Here is a 17,367-nt window from a genome sequence, read left to right as displayed (position 1 = left end):
CAGTCAAATGTGGGAGCTGGCTTGCCTGCGATAACGATTGTGGCCTTAACCAAAAAACCAGTAGCACACCGAAATAGCCGCGACCACACCAGCAAACTCCGCGAACAACGCACATCCCACCGCATGCCGAGCCCGCTGGATCCCCACCGAACCAAAGTACACCGCCAACACATAGAAAGTGGTTTCCGTACTGCCCTGAATCGTCGCCGCCACCAAGGCCGGGAAGCTGTCCACACCCTGGGTCTGCATGGTCTCGATCAGCATCGCCCGCGCCGCGCTGCCGGAGAACGGCTTGACCATCGCGGTCGGCAGCGCGTCGACAAAGCGCGTATCCAGGCCCGTCCAGGCCACCACATGACGAATCCCTTCCAGGCCGAACTCCAAGGCGCCCGAGGCACGCAACACGCCAACCGCGCACAGCATCGCCACCAGATAGGGCAACAGGTTCTTGGCCACGTCGAAGCCTTCCTTGGCGCCTTCGACAAAGGCCTCGTACACCTTGACCTTGCGCAACGCGCCGATCACCAGGAACAGCATGATCAAGCCAAACAGCGTGAGGTTGCCCAGGATCGACGACAAACCGGCCAGCGCTGTGGCAGACAGGGTCGCCAGCAGCGCCATGAAGCCGCCCAGTACCAGCGCGCCGGGGATCAGATAGGCCAGCACCACCGGGTCCCACAAACGCAGGCGCTGCATCACCGCCACCGACAGCAGGCCCACCAGCGTCGAGGCGCTGGTGGCCAGCAGGATCGGCAGGAACACCAGCGTCGGGTCCGCAGCGCCTTGCTGGGCGCGGTACATGAAGATAGTCACCGGCAACAGCGTCAGCGAGGACGCGTTGAGCACCAGGAACAGGATCTGAGCGTTGGTCGCCGTATTGGGGATGGGGTTGAGCTCTTGCAGTGCCTTCATGGCTTTCAGGCCGATGGGCGTGGCGGCGTTGTCCAGGCCCAGGCCGTTGGCGGCAAAGTTGAGGGTGATCAAACCGATCGCGGGGTGCCCGGCGGGCACTTCCGGCATCAGGCGGCGAAACAGCGGGCCGAGGGCCTTGGCCAGCCAATCGACGATCCCGGCTTTTTCGGCGATCCGCAGAAAGCCCAGCCATAACGTCAGGGTACCGAACAGCAGCACCATGACTTCCACCGATAATTTGGCCATGGCGAAAATGCTTTCGACCATCGCCGCGAAGATCCCGGCGTTACCGCCCACCAGCCATTGCGCCAGCGCTGACACCATTGCCACGACAAAGAAGCCAAGCCACAGGCCATTGAGCATCAGATAAATCCCCCGAAAGATGGGGCGAATGATAACGGGGCTGGCAGAAACGACAAACCCCGGAATTCTCCGGGGTTTGTTTTCGATCAATCTGCAATCAGCTACGGGTGGCTTGTGCCGTAGGCAGGGCTTCCTTGCTGCGCCAGTGCGGCAAGGAATTCCAATAGCGCTCGCCCTTGGCGTCGTCGTACATGCCTTCCCAACGGGAGATAACCAGTACGGCCAAGGCGTTGCCGATCACGTTCAGAGCGGTACGCGCCATGTCCATCACACGGTCGACACCGGCGATAAACGCCAAGCCTTCCAGTGGGATGCCCACGCTGCCCAGCGTCGCCAGCAACACCACGAAGGACACGCCCGGCACGCCGGCGATGCCTTTGGAGGTCACCATCAGGGTCAGTACCAACATCAATTGCTGGCCGATCGACAGGTCGATGCCATACAGCTGGGCAATGAAGATTGCTGCGATGCTCTGGTACAGGGTCGAACCGTCGAGGTTGAACGAATAACCGGTCGGCACCACGAAGCTGCAGATCGCTTTCGGCGCGCCGTAGGCTTCCATCTTTTCGATCACACGCGGCAGCACGGTTTCGGAGCTGGCGGTGGAGTAAGCCAATACCAACTCATCTTTGAAGATGCGGATCAGCTTGAGGATCGAGAAGCCGAACAGGCGGGCGATCAAACCCAGGACCGCGAAGGCGAAGAACAGGATCGCGACGTAAACCAGGATCACCAGCTTGGCCAGCGGCAGCAGCGAGGCGAAGCCGAAGTTGGCGACCGTCACCGCGATCAGCGCGAATACACCGATAGGGGCGTACTTCATGATCATGTGGGTGACTTTGAACATACTCTCGGACACGCCCTGGAACATGGTCACCAGCGGCTCGCGCAGCTCAGGCTTGAGGCTCGACAGCCCCAGGCCGAACAGCACCGAGAAGAAGATGATCGGCAGCATCTCGCCACGGGCAACAGCGGCGAAGATGTTCGAGGGGATCAGGTTGAGGATGGTTTCGATGAACGCATGTTCATGCTGCACTTCGGCGGCAGTCGCCTGGTACTTGGAGATATCCACGGTACCCAGGGTACTCATGTCGATGCCAGCGCCTGGGTGGAACAGGTTGGCGAGCAACAGGCCCACCACGATGGCGATGGTGGTGACGATTTCGAAGTAGAGGATGGTTTTGACGCCGATACGACCGAGCTTTTTCGCGTCGCCTACACCGGCGATACCGACGATCAGCGAAGAAATCACAATCGGGATCACGATCATCTTGATCAGGCGGATAAAGATATCGCCCGCCGGCTGCAACACATTGCTGATCCACCAGGCCTTTTCAGCACTGAAATGGTTGAGTACTGCACCGATTGCAATGCCCAGTACCAAACCGATGAGGATCTGCCAGGCGAGGCTTAGCTTTGCCTTCTTCATGTCATTACCCTTGCTTCAAGTGGACTTACGGCAAATGCGCCAGCTGCAACGCTCGAAAGCGAAAAAGTGTGTGCATCTGCCTCCATGGAAGGTCACCGCAGCGTGGCCGAAATGGCTTACTGGCAGGCGAAAAAAGGCGCAACTATTCCCATGCAAGGGAGCGACGTCTAATGCCGTAAACGCCTACCCCATGCCGAATCGGCATGGCTTTTTTTGAAATAATTTGTCCAAACGGTCAGTTCGTATCTGCCATTCCGGCGGGTGAATATGCCGTTGAGCGGCTAAATCAGGCTCGCGCAGAGATACTGGACGACTCGGATTGATTGGCAGAAATGTCTGAGAAATCCATCACCTAGCGCCAGAAAGATCCTATAGCGCCGAGGAAAAATTCTCGATAGATGGTCACACCGACATACCCGGTAATGGTTGGCCAGAGGCAAAAAGCAAAACGGCGGCTATGAGCGGCATGAAACGCGGGGATGAGAGTCGTAAGCCCGCCGCAAGTTCAGCAAGCTTGAGGTCTTGTGAACTTGCGTCGCAGCTTTTCGCCTGACCCGGCCCTTGCGCAGGTACTCCCTGTACCCGTAGGTCACGCCGATCCTGATCGATCAGAGCAACCCGGCCCCCTGGTCATGCATCACTCAAGGAGCGATGCAAACAGAAAGAAGCACAAGGGCTTCCTTCTATGGACGCCAGCTCCGTCAGACGGAACCTAGTACCAATTCGGGTCTTTCTTGAGCTGCTCCATCAGCAGCTTTTGCATACCCTCGTCCGGCTTACCGAGAAAACGGTAATCGGCGTGCCGTGTCGGCGACTTGTCCGCTGGCAAACCAGCCGGGACTTCCACCAACATGGCGTAGGCATCTTCCTTGTCGAGGCTGAAGGCGACGATCAGGCGCTTGTTCAGGCAGGTGTCTGCGGTTTCGCAGAGCGGCCCGACCAAATACTTGTCGCCATCTTCCTCAACGGCATTCATTTGCTCGGCCGTGCCCGACAGGTTCATCACCCATTCGGGCAGGCGTTCCTCTTTCTTCACCACGTCTTGCCAGGTTTCACGGTACTGCGGATCCGCGCTGAGCAATTCGTTAGCCCGGGATTGGCCGTCATTGGCGGCCAAGGCAAGGCCACTGCCGCCCAACAGCAGGGCAGCAGCAAGGGCTTTAAAAGGCAGGCTGACCATATTCAACCTCGGCCTTTGCGACCAAAGAAGAACGAAGCGATAAACATCACCAGGAAGACCACAAACAGGATCTTGGCGATGCCGGTGGCGGTGCCCGCGATACCACCGAAGCCCAGGACTGCGGCCACAATGGCGATGATCAGAAATGTGATTGCCCAACTCAACATGGTGATTCTCCTTATGCTTCTATAGGGGTAACAGCGGTGATGCCGTGCAGTCGCTCAACATAAGCGACGTTTTTTGCCTAGAACACCCAACGGTCATGGGCCGGCAGTTCGTCCAGAGTGGAACCCTGATCTACCAGGCTCAATTGCGGGGCAGTCACATCGGCGCTGGCGCTGCCAATGGAACGGAAATGGGTCTGGGTCATGACGGGACGTTCAAATTGCGGGGCTGGCTGCGCACGCTCCTGCCAATGCTGCAACTGCTGGCCGGCAATCAACGTGACCATCAACGCCAGGCTGGCGAACAGGCCCTGCTGCAAGCGCAGCGGCGATACACGCAATTGGCTGAAGCTTTGGCGAGTCATACAGCATTACTCCCGCATTCTGATTATTCGTTCATGACGCTCTTGGGGGAGATATTGCAGAGTGCATGCCAGCTTTATTGCAAAATAAAACCTAATAAAATCAATAAGTTATACTTGATCGATGGAATCATCGCCTAGCATCCTGCACGATGCCTCGGTATAGGCCGTGCGAAATGCACGATGCCCAGTAGACGGAACCAGACACTTGGCGCGCACATCGAAGGGTCGAAGAGCAATAAGGCCTTAAAATGTCCGCAAACCACGTCTGTAGGAAGGCGCGCAGATAGCTGCACGAAGAAGCCTTTTATGAATCAGAATAAACCATGCAACTTGCCCGATTATTCCGGGACTAAACACCATCACATTTATAGTTAAGGAGTGCGGGACAGATGGATTCAGCCAAGGAACTTCAAGGCCGCATTCTTTTAGTGGATGACGAATCCGCGATCCTGCGCACCTTCCGCTATTGCCTGGAAGATGAGGGCTACACCGTCGCCACCGCGAACAGCGCCGCACAGGCCGATGCCCTGATGCAGCGTCAGGTGTTCGACCTGTGCTTCCTCGACCTGCGGCTGGGCGAGGACAATGGCCTGGACGTGCTGGCCCAGATGCGCGTGCAGGCTCCGTGGATGCGCGTGGTGATTGTGACCGCCCATTCGGCTGTGGATACCGCCGTGGACGCCATCCAGGCTGGCGCCGCCGACTACCTGGTCAAACCTTGCAGCCCAGACCAACTGCGCTTGGCTACCGCCAAGCAACTGGAAGTGCGTCAGCTCTCAGCGCGGTTGGAAGCACTGGAAGGCGAAGTGCGCCAGCCCAAAGACGGCCTCGACTCCCATAGTCCGGCCATGATGGTGGTGTTGGAAACCGCGCGGCAGGTGGCCGGAACGGACGCCAACATCTTGATCCTCGGCGAGTCCGGCACCGGTAAAGGTGAGTTGGCCCGGGCGATACATGGCTGGAGCAAACGCTCGAAGAAGTCCTGCGTGACCATCAACTGCCCCTCACTGACCGCCGAACTAATGGAAAGCGAACTGTTCGGCCACAGCCGTGGCGCGTTCACCGGCGCCAGTGAAAGCACCTTGGGCCGAGTGAATCAGGCGGACGGCGGCACGCTGTTTCTCGACGAGATCGGCGATTTCCCCCTCACGTTGCAACCCAAGTTGCTGCGGTTTATCCAGGACAAAGAGTATGAGCGCGTGGGCGACCCGGTCACTCGCCGCGCCGACGTGCGCATCCTCGCAGCCACCAACCTGAACCTGGAAGACATGGTGCGCGATGGCCGGTTCCGTGAAGACTTGCTCTACCGCCTGAATGTCATCACCTTGCACTTGCCGCCGCTGCGCGAACGCAGTGAAGACATCCTGACCCTGGCTGACCGCTTCCTTGCCCGCTTCGTCAAGGAATACGCACGCCCGGCACGCGGCTTCAGTGATAATGCCCGCGAAGCGCTACTCAACTATCGCTGGCCCGGCAACATCCGCGAACTGCGTAACGTGGTGGAACGCGCCAGCATCATCTGCCCTCAGGAAAAGGTGGAGATCAGCCACCTGGGGATGGCCGAGCAACCGGCCAACAATGCACCGCGTATCGGAGCGGCTTTGAGCCTGGACGAGCTGGAAAAGGCTCATATCGGCGCCGTACTTGCGACCAGCGACACGCTGGACCAAGCGGCCCGCACACTCGGCATCGATGCGTCGACGCTGTACCGCAAACGCAAGCAGTACAACCTTTGAACAGGACTTTATGAAGCTCGCGATGAAACTGCGCACCCGGTTATTCCTGAGCATCTCAGCGTTGATTACCGTGGCTTTGCTGGGGTTGATCCTGGGCTTGGTCAGCGTCATGCAAATGGCCAAGACCCAGGAATCGTTGATCCGCAGTAATTTCATCACCCTGGACCTGGGGCTCAAGTTGCGTCAGAGCCTGGGCGACCAGTTGATCATGATGCTGGAGAAGCGTCCCGACCCAGACGCCCTGCAAGCCTCAAAGCAGCATTATTTCGATCTGTTGGACCAGGGCATCGCCCATGAACAGGTCGACGGCAAAAACCATGGTTTCAGCCAGGCACGCTCGGATTACCAGAATCTGCTCAATGCGTTTGACCAATCCCAACAGGCATCACCGCCTGCGGGCAGCAAGGAAAGGCTCACCGAAACCTTCAACATACTGCGCAACGGCTTGATTGCCGAACACAAGCGGGCGCTGGAAAATATCAGTACCAGTGAGCATAAATCCCGTGAGCGCGCGTTGTTGATAGCGGGCCTGCTCGGGCTGGTGGGGCTCGCGGTGCTGATCATCGGTTTCGTCACGGCCCATGGCATCGCCCGGCGTTTCGGTGGTCCCATCGAGGCCCTGGCCAAGGCCGCCGACAAGATCGGGCAGGGCGACTTTGAAGTCACGCTGCCGATCTCCTCCGCAGCGGAAATGAACCTGCTGACCCGCCGTTTCGGCATCATGGCCGAAGCGTTGCGCCAACATCAGGCCACTAACATCGATGAGCTGCTGGCCGGCCAGCAGCGCCTGCAAGCGGTGCTCGACAGTATCGATGACGGCCTGTTGATGATTGATCGCCAAGGCTGCCTGGAGCACCTCAACCCTGTGGCGCAGCGCCAATTGGGCTGGGATGAGGAGCGGCTGGGTCAAGGGCTTGGCGAAGCCATGGGTCGCGCGGAAATGGATGAACAGCTGCAACTGGTGCTACGCGGCGGCAACCTGGAGCGGGCCCCGGATGATCTGGAGGTGGAAGTCGAGGGTGAGTTACGCCTGCTGACCTACAGCCTGACCCCGGTTAGCCATACACAGGGGCACATTCTCGGGGCCGTGATGGTGCTGCATGACGTGACGGAACAGCGCGCCTTCGAACGGGTGCGCAGCGAGTTCGTGTTGCGCGCCTCCCATGAGCTGCGCACCCCGGTTACCGGCATGCACATGGCCTTCGGCTTGTTCCGTGAGCGGGCCAAGTTCCCACCGGACTCCCGCGAGGCGGACCTGCTGGATACGGTCAATGAAGAGATGCAGCGCCTGATGCAGTTGATCAATGACCTGCTCAACTTCTCGCGCTATCAGAACGGCCTGCAAAAACTCACCTTGGGCACGTGCGATGTCACCGACTTGCTGGAGCACGCACGGGCCCGATTTGCTGAGCCTGCGAACGCCCAGCACATTGAGTTGCTGGTAGAAGCTCAACCTGAATTGCCACGGCTGTATGCCGACCAAGTGCAACTGGAGCGGGTGCTCGACAACCTGCTGGGTAATGCCCTGCGCCACACCGCCGAAGGCGGGCAGATTCGTCTGCAGGCACGACGGCATGGTGAGCGGGTGATTATCAGCGTCGAGGATAACGGCGAAGGCATTGCCTACGGCCAGCAAGGGCGGATCTTCGAACCCTTTGTACAGGTGGGCCGCAAGAAGGGCGGTGCGGGCCTGGGCTTGGCACTGTGCAAGGAAATCGTGCAATTGCACGGCGGCCGCATGGGTGTGTACTCGCGGCCGGGGCAGGGTACGCAGTTCTATATGGCATTACCCCTGTAGGAGAGAGCTTGCTCGCTCCTACCTGTACACCATCAGCGGTGATTCAAGGCCCGCAGGATTGCGGCACTTTCAGCATCCGGAGTGCCATCAAACAGCGATGGCCGGAAGCGCATCTGGAACGCGGCGATGACGTGCCGCGTGGCCACATCCAACTCGCCAGTCTGCGGCGTCTGGTAGCCCAGGCGCGCCAGCTCTTCCTGGAACCAGGTAATGCTTGGTAACTGCGCGGCGTACTGCACCTGGAACCGGGCCACTGCCTGGGCATCCGGCCACACGGCCAGACCTTCTGCCGCCAAGCGTTTCCAAGGGAACAACGGGCCTGGGTCCAGCTTGCGCAGTGGGGCGATGTCGCTGTGCCCGATGATGTTCTTGGGGTCGATGCCATTGCGCTTGCTGATGTCCTTGAGCAGCACGATCAGCGACTGCACCTGCGCTTCGGAATACGGGTACCACACACGCCCCGTGGGAGTATCACTGAACCCTGGGTTGACGATCTCGATGCCGATGGAGCTGGAATTGAGCCAGGTGCGCCCCATCCACTCGCTTTCCCCCGCGTGCCAGGCGCGCTGGCTTTCATCCACCAGCTTGTAGATGGTGCCGGAGGCGTCGTCGCCGATCAGGTAATGACTGCTGACCTGGCCATGGGTCAACAGCGCCAGGGAACGTTCAAGGTTGGTCGAGGTGTAATGCACCACAACGAACTGCACGCGGTTGTCGTGGTTAACCGAAGGATGGCTGGTGTTCAGGCGCGGGCCACTGGCGCAGCCGGCGAGCAGAAGAAACGCTAAAGCGATATACAAGGATTTCATGGCGAGAGGCATTACACTGAAAGACGATAATGCAACAGTGTAACGTACGGCTCACGGCCAAGCGGTCAAATTACAAAATGGAACATCTTTTATGCCGCCTGCACCTGATTACGTCCCGCAGCTTTTGCCCTGTAGAGCGCTTCATCGGCACGCTTGAGCGCTAGGTCACTGCGCTCGCCGGGTTGAAACTGCGCCACGCCCATGGACACCGTGATCGTTACCGGCTCACCCTTGAAGTGGAACGGGCACGCTGCAATAGCCTCACGCAATACTTCACCTACGGCCAAGGCATCCGCCAAGGCCGAGTCGGGCATTAGCAGCACAAACTCTTCACCTCCGAAACGCGCGATGAAGTCCGTCGGCCGCAGGCGCTTGCTCAGCACATTGGCGATGATCTTCAAGACTTTGTCCCCTGCCAGGTGACCGTAGCCGTCGTTGATGCGTTTGAAGTGGTCCAGGTCGAGCATGGCCAGCGACAGGCTGTTACCGCGCTGATGCCAGGCGTTGACTTCGTAATCGAGGCGTTCGCTCCACGCCGCACGGTTGGGCAACCCGGTGAGCGGATCGAGCAAGGCCTTCTGGCGTTGTACCTCCAGGTGCTCGCGGTAGCCCTGGGCCTCCTGCTCCATATGGGCCACGCGTTCAGCCAGACCTTTGAGGCGTGCGGCCACTTCCTGTTCGCGCAGGTCACGCTGTTGCTGGTGTTCATCCATGGTGCCGAGCAAGCCTTCAAGATGGCTTTCGAGCACCTGCTTGAGGCTGTCCAGGTCGGCGGCGTCCTGCACGCTGCTTTGCAGGCCGTCGACCTGCTCGCGAATCTGCGTGTCCAACTCCCGCGCGGCCAGGCTGCTGTCGGCGTGGCCCTCGCTGGCGACCTGCAGATGACCCTGGAATGCCTCGAGACGCTCGTTGAGCTGCTTGAGATAAGCCTCGAACTCATGCTGGCCACTGTCGGTGACCGCCAGCATCAGCACGGCCAGGTCATCCAGGATCGGCAGCAGTTCGTACCAATTCAAACCATGGGCGAGACGTTCACGCATCGCCTCGGCCTGGGGCTGGTGACGTTCAGGCAGGGAAAGGTCTTCCAGCAGGCCGAGCAAAGTGCCTTCAATGTGCTTGGCCACCGAACTATAGGACGGTTCAGGCGAATCAGGCAGGGCGTAGGTGCCGTCCGGTTGCAGTTCGTCGGGCTCGGGACCTTCCAGCACAGGGGGCAGCGACAGGCTGCCGATGGTGGTTTCATCCGGCGTTTCGACTGGAACCGGCGGCGGTTCGATAAAGGCGGCGAGTGCGCTTTCTTGAGCAGGCTCCGCAACCGGAGGCGCCTGCACGTCGGGTTCAGATAATTGCGCAGGCGCCGCAATCGACGGCAGCTCTGGAGCGTCGAATAACGGCGTGTCGCTGGCGACCTCTTGCCCTCCGGCCGCTGCAACAGGCGCAGGCTTCAAGGCCACGGGCGTAGGTGACAGCGGTGCAAAGGCACGCAAGGCTTGGGTCAATTCTTCCGATTGCGCAGGTTCTTCCGGTTCGGGCGCGGGTGTGGGCGCTGCAGGCTTTGGCGGTGCCAATTGCGCTGCCGGCAGTGGCTCCGCGTCAACCGGGAGCGCTTCACTGGCGGCCTCTTTACTACCGAACAGGCGTTGCAACAGACCCGGGCCTGGGCGTGCGGGTTCGCCTTCAGGCTCCAGATTATTCAGCGCCTGCCCCTGCAGGCTGCTCAGCTCACTGAGCAGCAGCGGTATCTCCCGCGCTTGCGCCACGCGACCATCGAGTTGCTTGGCGAAGGTTTTCAGCGGACGAGCCACCTCGCGGGGCAGCGGCAGCTTTTGCAACTGGGTGACCAAGGCGGTGAGCGCGGCGCTGATCTGGTCGACGCGGGTTTCGCGGCGCTGCTCCGAATCCAGCACGGCCTTTTCCAGGCGTGGCAGTAAAGCGGCGAGGGCAGCATCCATGTCGTCCGTGCGCACGACATCGCGCATTTCCTTCATGCATTGGTCGACAGCTCGGTCGGTGCCTTCGGCGGCCAGCGTGCTGCGCACCAGCCCGCGGCGCAGCAAATCGAGGCGGGCAGCCCAGCGGCGTTCGAGTTTGTCTTGTTGCTCGATGCTCTGGAGGTATTTCTCTTTCCAGCGCTGGGCGTCGTCGCTCATGCAAGGGGTCCGCGAGGGCCTGGGCTCAACGCGGGTAATGCATCAGCCGTGAGCGAACCCGGCAGACGAATCTCTACCGCGACCGGCAGGTGATCGGAAATGGGCTGCGCCAGCACTTGCACACTTTCCAGTGTGAGGCTTGGGCTGAGCAGGATATGGTCAAGACAGCGCTGCGGGCGCCAGCTGGGAAACGTGGCTTCGACTTGCGGCGCCAGTAACCCCAGGTCGCGCAGCGGAGAATTCTGCAGCAGGTCGTTGGCATGGGTGTTCATGTCACCCATGAGCACCTGGTGCTTGTAGTTGCCAATCAATTCACGCACATAAGCCAGTTGCAGGTTGCGCGTACGCCCCCCGAGGGCCAGGTGCATCATCACCACCACCAAGGCTTCCGGGCCTTCGCCAAAACGCACAAGGATCGCCCCGCGCCCTTTGGGGCCTGGCAAGGGGTGATCTTCGATAGCCGTGGGTTTGAGGCGGCTGAGTACGCCATTGCTGTGCTGCGCCAGGCGCCCCAGGTTGCGGTTGAGTTGCTGATACCAGTACGGGAAGGCGCCCAGCTGAGCCAGGTGTTCCACCTGGTTGATATAGCCGGAGCGCAGGCTGCCGCCGTCGGCTTCCTGCAGCGCGACCAAGTCGAAGTCGCTGAGCAGGTCGCCGATTTTCTGCAGGTTACCGGTACGCCCCTTGTGGGGCAGCAGGTGCTGCCAGCCACGCGTGAGGTAATGCCGATACTTCTCGGTACTGTTGCCCACCTGGATATTGAAACTGAGCAGGCGCAAGCGGCTATCTGCCGGCAGGCCTGTGGACTCCAGGTGATGCTCGTTGACCTGCGGTTCATGCAGGCCAACGACACGCTCGGTACCCCAGCGGCGCATGGCGAGCCCCTTACTTGGCAGCGCGTTCTTTGGCAATCAGTTGGTCAGCAACGTTGAGGGTCGCTTCAGGACCACCGGTGCTGCCCAGGTCGAAACGGTATTTGCCGTTGACGATCAGCGTGGGAACGCCTTGCACGCCGTACTTCTGCGCGAGTTCCTTGGCCTGTTTGATCTGGCCCTGGATAGCGAAAGAGTTGAAGGTCGCCAGGAACTTGTCCTTGTCGACACCTTGAGTAGCAACGAAGTCAGCCATTTCGTCCGGTTTGGTCAGGCGCTTGCCCTGTTTCTGGATCGCTTCGAAGACGGCGTTGTGGACCTTGTGCTCAACACCCATGGCTTCCAGGGTCAGGAACAGTTGGCCGTGGGCGTCCCATGGGCCACCGAACATGGCGGGAATGCGACGGAAGTTAACGTCCTTGGGCAGCTTTTCAGCCCATGGGTTGATAGTCGGCTCGAACGCGTAGCAATGCGGGCAACCGTACCAGAACAGCTCCACCACCTCGATCTTGCCGGGTACCGCAACCGGAACCGGATTAGACAGCTCAACATAGGTTTTACCGGCTTCAAGCGGCACATCGGCAGCTTGTGCGGTCATGCCGAAGAGGCTGGCAGTGACGAGAGCGGCGCTGAGGATCAGATTACGCATGCTTTACTCCTGGACAAATAAAGTCGCCTCACGCGACCTTTGTTGTGACAGGTCTACGCGGACATGAGTTCGTTAGTGTAACGGCAGCGGCCACAAAAAAGGGCGGCCTGAGCCACCCTTTTTATGCTTGCATCGCGGGATTAATCGAGCGTTAACGCCCAGCCCCGTCAGTGCAGGCCCTGGATATAACTGGAGAGGGCTGCGATGTCTTCGTCGCTCAGCTTGCGAGCGATGGTGCGCATGGTCATGGCGTCCCCATCGTTGGCCCGGCCGGCTTCTTCTTTGCGAAAGTCGGTCAACTGCTTGGCGATGTAGGTGGCGTGCTGGCCGCTCAGGTGCGGGAAGCCTGCGGCAGCGTTGCCTGCACCATTGGGCGAGTGGCAACCGGTGCAGGCAGGTAAGCCTTTTTCCAGGTTACCGCCACGGAACAACTGCTCTCCGCGGGCGACCAGTTTAGGGTCGGCAGCTCCCACGCTGCCCTTCTGGCTGGCAAAATACGCCGCGAGGTCCGCCAGGTCCTGATCGTTGAGATTGGTCAGCAGGCCGGTCATTTCCAGCACCGTGCGCTTGCCGTCCTTGATGTCGTGCATCTGCTTGCTCAGGTAACGTTCACCCTGGCCGGCCAGTTTGGGGAAGTTCGGCGCCGGGCTGTTACCATCCGGCCCGTGGCAGGCACCACACACGGCGGCCTTCGCTTGACCGGCAGTGGCATCACCTTTGACGGGGCCCTCTGCAGCGACGGCAGCGCCTGTGATGCCCAAGGTCAACAGCAGACTCACGATCAGTTTGTTCATCAGCTAATCCAACTACGGCTAAGGGTTTAAGAGTTATCTACCGGGTTTACTCACCATCAAATCAATGACGGCCTGGTAATCCTCAGTACTGCAGTCCATGCACAAACCACGCGGCGGCATTGCCTTGAAACCCTGGGTCACGCACTGCGTCAGCCTGACCATGCAAACTCGGTTGATCCTGTGTAGCCTGAGCGCCGTAAAGCGGAATCAGGGCAGCAGAAGCGAGCAACCGTCGGTCCATACATCGACCTATTCAGGGTTTGAGAGCGTTTTGCGTTCTAATGCGCAATAAAGGTCTTTCGCTCCCGTGAACCTCATCCTTCGCTGGGACAAAGCACACACAAAATCTGCGGCATTATATACTGGCGCTACTGAAACGGAAACGACACCGCTTGCCGCACCCTTTCTCGGCACCGCCCACATCGGAAATCTCATGCAACTCAAGAACCCCATCCTCGGCCTGTGCCAACAGTCCACCTTCATGCTCAGCGCCGCCAAAGTGGACCAATGCCCCGATGACGAGGGCTTTGAAGTCGCCTTTGCCGGCCGTTCCAACGCCGGTAAATCCAGCGCACTGAACACCCTGACTCACGCCAGCCTGGCGCGCACCTCGAAAACCCCGGGCCGCACGCAACTACTCAATTTCTTCAAGCTAGACGATGATCGGCGTCTGGTCGACCTGCCGGGCTACGGTTATGCGAAAGTACCTATCCCGCTGAAGCTGCACTGGCAGCGTCACCTTGAGGCTTACCTGGGTGGTCGCGAGAGTTTGAAGGGTTTGATTCTGATGATGGATATCCGTCATCCAATGACCGACTTCGACTTGCTGATGCTCGACTGGGCTGTCGCCAGCGGCATGCCGATGCACATTTTGCTGACCAAGGCCGACAAGCTCACCTACGGCGCAGCCAAGAACACCCTGCTCAAAGTGCAGTCCGAAATCCGTAAGGGCTGGGGCGATACCATCACGATTCAACTGTTCTCCGCCCCCAAGCGCATGGGCCTGGAAGAAGCCTACACCGTACTGGCCGGCTGGATGGAATTGGCGGACAAGGGCGCAGAAATCGCCGAATAACTTTTCTGCGGGCAAAAAAAACCCCGGACTTCTTTTGGGGAGGGGAAGTTCGGGGTTCAAGTTCCGGACCGCTAGGGCGGGGTCCGGAATTATCTGCCAACACTTAACACAACATAGGAGCATTGAAGGGCTTCACCACCCATTCAGTAACTCTGAGTGGCAGTTCACAGGTTAAGTTCCGACAGGCTCAAAAAACTATTGGAAATAACTGACCCCCGTTTGCGCTCTAAACCGCTTCGCCACCACTCGCGATGATGGCAAAGCCGCAGAATCAGTGCGCCTCGTCCCAGTTATCGCCTACGCCTACGTCCACCACCAAAGGCACGTCCAACTGCGCCGCCGCGCTCATATGCTCGCGAATCTTCTCACTGACCTGCGCGACCAGGTCTTCACGCACCTCCAGCACCAATTCGTCGTGCACTTGAAGGATAACCTTGGCATCCAGGCCCGACTCGGTCAGCCAGTTATCCACCTGCACCATGGCTTTCTTGATGATGTCCGCCGCCGTGCCCTGCATCGGCGCGTTGATCGCCGTGCGCTCGGCCGCCGCGCGCTCTTGGGGCTTGTTGGAGTTGATATCCGGCAAGTACAGCCGTCGTCCGAAGAACGTTTCGACATACCCCTGATCCGCCGCCTGGGCGCGGGTGCGCTCCATGTATTCGCGCACCCCTGGGTAGCGGGCGAAGTACACATCGATGTAAGCCTTGGCGGTCTTGGTATCGACGCCGATGTCCTTACCCAGCTTCTGGGCGCCCATGCCGTAAATCAGGCCGAAGTTGATCGCCTTGGCGCTGCGGCGCTGGTTGGACGTGACCTCATTCAACTCGACCTTGAACACTTCGGCCGCCGTGGCCGTATGCACGTCCAGGTCATTGCGGAAGGCGTTCATCAAGCCTTCGTCCTTGGACAAATGCGCCATGATCCGCAGCTCGATCTGCGAATAGTCCGCCGCTAGCAGCTTGTAGCCCTTGGGCGCGACAAACGCCTGGCGAATGCGCCGCCCCTCGGCGGTGCGCACCGGGATGTTCTGCAGGTTCGGATCGCTGGAGGACAAGCGCCCGGTCGCCGCGACGGCCTGATGGTAGGACGTATGAATACGCCCGGTACGCGGGTTGATCTGTTCCGGCAGGCGGTCGGTATAGGTACTTTTGAGCTTGCTCATGCTGCGGTACTGCATCAGTACCTTGGGCAGCGGGAAATCATCCTCGGCCAGTTTGGCCAGTACTTCCTCAGCCGTGGATGCCTGGCCCTTGCCGGTTTTCTTCAGCACCGGCATGCCGAGCTTCTCGTACAGGATCGCCCCGAGCTGCTTGGGCGAACCCAGGTTGAATTCTTCACCGGCGATCTCGTACGCCTGGCGCTCCAGCTCGACCATCTTGTTACCCAACTCGATGCTCTGGATGCCGAGCAGGTCCTTGTCTACCAGTGCGCCCTGGCGCTCGATGCGTGCCAGCACCGGCACCAGCGGGATCTCGATGTCCGTCAGCACACTGGCCAGGCTCGGGATCGCGGCCAGTTGCGCGTACAAGTGCTGATGCAGGCGCAAGGTCACGTCGGCATCTTCGGCCGCGTAGGGGCCGGCTTGCTCAAGGGCGATCTGGTCGAACGTGAGTTGCTTTGCACCTTTGCCGGCGATGTCTTGGAAGCTGACCGTGTCGTGGTCCAGGTACTTCTTCGCCAGACTGTCCATATCGTGCCGCGTCGCGGTGGAATTGAGCACGTAGGATTCGAGCATGGTGTCGAAGGCGATGCCGCGCACGGTAATGCCCTGGGCAGGGTCGCCGCCAATGGCGCAGTTGGCCAGGATGTTCATATCGAACTTGGCGTGCTGGCCCACCTTGAGTTTGGTCGGGTCTTCCAGCAGCGGTTTCAGGGCCAGCAGCACGGTGTCGCGATCCAATTGATCCGGCGCGCCGATATAGGAATGGGTCAGCGGGATGTAGGCGGCTTCATGAGGCTGCACAGCAAACGAGACCCCGACCAATTGCGCCTGCTGGGCGTCGATGCCGGTGGTTTCGGTGTCGAAAGCAAACAACGGCGCATCGTGGAGTTTTTTCAGCCACACGTCGAAGGTGGCCTGGTCCAGAATGGTGGTGTAAACGGCCTCTACCGGTACCGATATAACAGCCTCGACCGGCATTTCGGCGGCAGGCGCAACTTCGCTCGCCGATTTGAGCTCGACACGCTTGGCATCGCGCTGGATCTCGTCGTACCAGCTTTTGAACTCAAGCAGCGTGTACAGCTCCAGCAGCTTTTCGCGATCCGGTTCGATCAGGTGCAAATCATCCAACCCGATATCCAGCGGCACATCGATCTTGATCGTCGCCAACTGATAAGACAGGAATGCCATCTCCTTATGCTCTTCCAACTTGGCCGGCAGGGTCTTGGCCCCACGGATAGGCAGGGTCGGCACAATATCCAGCTGCTCATAAAGCTCTTTGAGGCCGCCATTGACCCCTACCAGCAAGCCGGAGGCGGTCTTGGGGCCAATGCCCGGAACGCCGGGAATGTTGTCGGACGAATCCCCCATCAACGCCAGATAATCGATGATCTGCTCCGGAGCGACACCGAATTTCTCCTTAACGCCCTCGATGTCCATCGAGCTACCGGTCATGGTGTTGACCAAGGTAATGTGGCCGTCCACCAACTGCGCCATGTCTTTGTCACCGGTCGAGATCACCACCGGGCGGCTGGCGGCCGCGCTGCTGCGGGCCAGAGTGCCGATCACGTCATCGGCCTCAACGCCCTCGACGCACAGCAACGGGAAGCCAAGAGCGATCACGCTTTGATGCAGCGGCTCGATCTGCAGGCGCATGTCATCGGGCATGCTCGGGCGGTTGGCTTTGTATTCGGCGTACATCTCATCGCGAAACGTCCCACCCTTGGCGTCGAAAACCACGGCAAATGGGCTGTCCGGGTACTGCTTGCGCAGGCTTTTGAGCATGTTCAACACGCCCTTGACCGCACCGGTGGGCAGGCCTTTGGAGGTGGTCAGCGGTGGCAGCGCGTGGAAGGCGCGGTACAGATAAGAAGAACCGTCCACCAGGACGAGGGGCGCTTGGCTCATGAGC

14 protein-coding genes and 1 pseudogene are annotated in these 17,367 nt (G+C 59.7%); 3 read left to right on the top strand and 12 right to left on the bottom strand.

Features of this window, described 5'->3' with window-relative positions:
* Window positions 1–45 precede the first annotated feature (45 nt).
* From MHH62_RS25095 to MHH62_RS25075, 5 genes are all read right to left on the bottom strand, one after another.
* Window positions 46–1,275, bottom strand: a complete 1,230-nt coding sequence (locus tag MHH62_RS25095) for a spore maturation protein (RefSeq protein WP_014716349.1) — start codon at window positions 1,273–1,275, stop codon at window positions 46–48.
* A 97-nt stretch (window positions 1,276–1,372) separates the two neighbouring features.
* A complete protein-coding gene (gene gltP / locus MHH62_RS25090) occupies window positions 1,373–2,704 on the bottom strand; it encodes a glutamate/aspartate:proton symporter GltP (RefSeq protein ID WP_003187390.1) in 1,332 nt (443 codons plus the stop codon).
* A 712-nt stretch (window positions 2,705–3,416) separates the two neighbouring features.
* On the bottom strand, window positions 3,417–3,884 hold the full coding sequence (locus tag MHH62_RS25085; protein WP_014716348.1) for an inhibitor of vertebrate lysozyme family protein: 468 nt from the start codon (window positions 3,882–3,884) through the stop codon (window positions 3,417–3,419).
* Between the two features lie 2 nt (window positions 3,885–3,886).
* Window positions 3,887–4,051 (bottom strand): DUF1328 domain-containing protein, encoded by a 165-nt coding sequence (locus tag MHH62_RS25080; protein WP_003187386.1) that lies wholly within the window; start codon window positions 4,049–4,051, stop codon window positions 3,887–3,889.
* A gap of 77 nt (window positions 4,052–4,128) precedes the next feature.
* Window positions 4,129–4,413 carry a hypothetical protein gene (locus MHH62_RS25075; protein WP_014716347.1) on the bottom strand — a complete coding sequence of 95 codons (285 nt, stop codon included), beginning with the start codon at window positions 4,411–4,413 and terminating at the stop codon, window positions 4,129–4,131.
* Between the two features lie 389 nt (window positions 4,414–4,802).
* Between MHH62_RS25075 and algB the strand changes: the two genes are divergently transcribed.
* Complete coding sequence (gene algB, locus MHH62_RS25070) at window positions 4,803–6,149, top strand: sigma-54-dependent response regulator transcription factor AlgB (RefSeq protein ID WP_014716346.1); 1,347 nt, start codon at window positions 4,803–4,805, stop codon at window positions 6,147–6,149.
* A 10-nt stretch (window positions 6,150–6,159) separates the two neighbouring features.
* Complete coding sequence (locus MHH62_RS25065; protein WP_038448375.1) at window positions 6,160–7,947, top strand: ATP-binding protein; 1,788 nt, start codon at window positions 6,160–6,162, stop codon at window positions 7,945–7,947.
* Window positions 7,948–7,979: 32 nt separating this feature from the next.
* Here the strand turns inward: MHH62_RS25065 and MHH62_RS25060 are convergent, their stop codons facing one another.
* From MHH62_RS25060 to MHH62_RS25035, 6 genes and pseudogenes are all read right to left on the bottom strand, one after another.
* Entirely contained in the window at window positions 7,980–8,756 is a 777-nt protein-coding gene (locus MHH62_RS25060; RefSeq protein ID WP_014716344.1) for an N-acetylmuramoyl-L-alanine amidase, read from the bottom strand.
* Between the two features lie 89 nt (window positions 8,757–8,845).
* Window positions 8,846–10,906: a diguanylate cyclase gene (locus tag MHH62_RS25055; protein ID WP_014716343.1), complete on the bottom strand. Its 2,061-nt coding sequence runs from the start codon at window positions 10,904–10,906 to the stop codon at window positions 8,846–8,848.
* A complete protein-coding gene (locus MHH62_RS25050) occupies window positions 10,903–11,781 on the bottom strand; it encodes an endonuclease/exonuclease/phosphatase family protein (RefSeq protein ID WP_003187377.1) in 879 nt (292 codons plus the stop codon). The genes MHH62_RS25055 and MHH62_RS25050 overlap by 4 nt, the downstream gene beginning before the upstream one ends.
* A 10-nt stretch (window positions 11,782–11,791) precedes the next feature.
* Window positions 11,792–12,427, bottom strand: a complete 636-nt coding sequence (gene dsbA, locus MHH62_RS25045) for a thiol:disulfide interchange protein DsbA (RefSeq protein ID WP_014716341.1) — start codon at window positions 12,425–12,427, stop codon at window positions 11,792–11,794.
* Between the two features lie 167 nt (window positions 12,428–12,594).
* Window positions 12,595–13,221 (bottom strand): cytochrome c4, encoded by a 627-nt coding sequence (locus MHH62_RS25040; protein WP_014716340.1) that lies wholly within the window; start codon window positions 13,219–13,221, stop codon window positions 12,595–12,597.
* A 33-nt stretch (window positions 13,222–13,254) separates the two neighbouring features.
* Window positions 13,255–13,462: pseudogene (locus MHH62_RS25035) on the bottom strand (cytochrome).
* Window positions 13,463–13,654: 192 nt separating this feature from the next.
* Here MHH62_RS25035 and yihA point away from each other — a divergent pair.
* Window positions 13,655–14,296, top strand: a complete 642-nt coding sequence (gene yihA / locus MHH62_RS25030; RefSeq protein WP_003187369.1) for a ribosome biogenesis GTP-binding protein YihA/YsxC — start codon at window positions 13,655–13,657, stop codon at window positions 14,294–14,296.
* A 271-nt stretch (window positions 14,297–14,567) separates the two neighbouring features.
* Here yihA and polA read toward each other — a convergent pair whose 3' ends face one another.
* Complete coding sequence (gene polA / locus MHH62_RS25025) at window positions 14,568–17,363, bottom strand: DNA polymerase I (protein WP_054920911.1); 2,796 nt, start codon at window positions 17,361–17,363, stop codon at window positions 14,568–14,570.
* Window positions 17,364–17,367 lie beyond the last annotated feature (4 nt).

This window comes from Pseudomonas sp. FSL L8-0168, from assembly GCF_037976155.1.
In the GTDB taxonomy this organism is placed as follows: Bacteria; Pseudomonadota; Gammaproteobacteria; order Pseudomonadales; family Pseudomonadaceae; genus Aquipseudomonas; species Aquipseudomonas paracarnis.
This window is presented reverse-complemented; position numbering and strand designations above follow the sequence as displayed.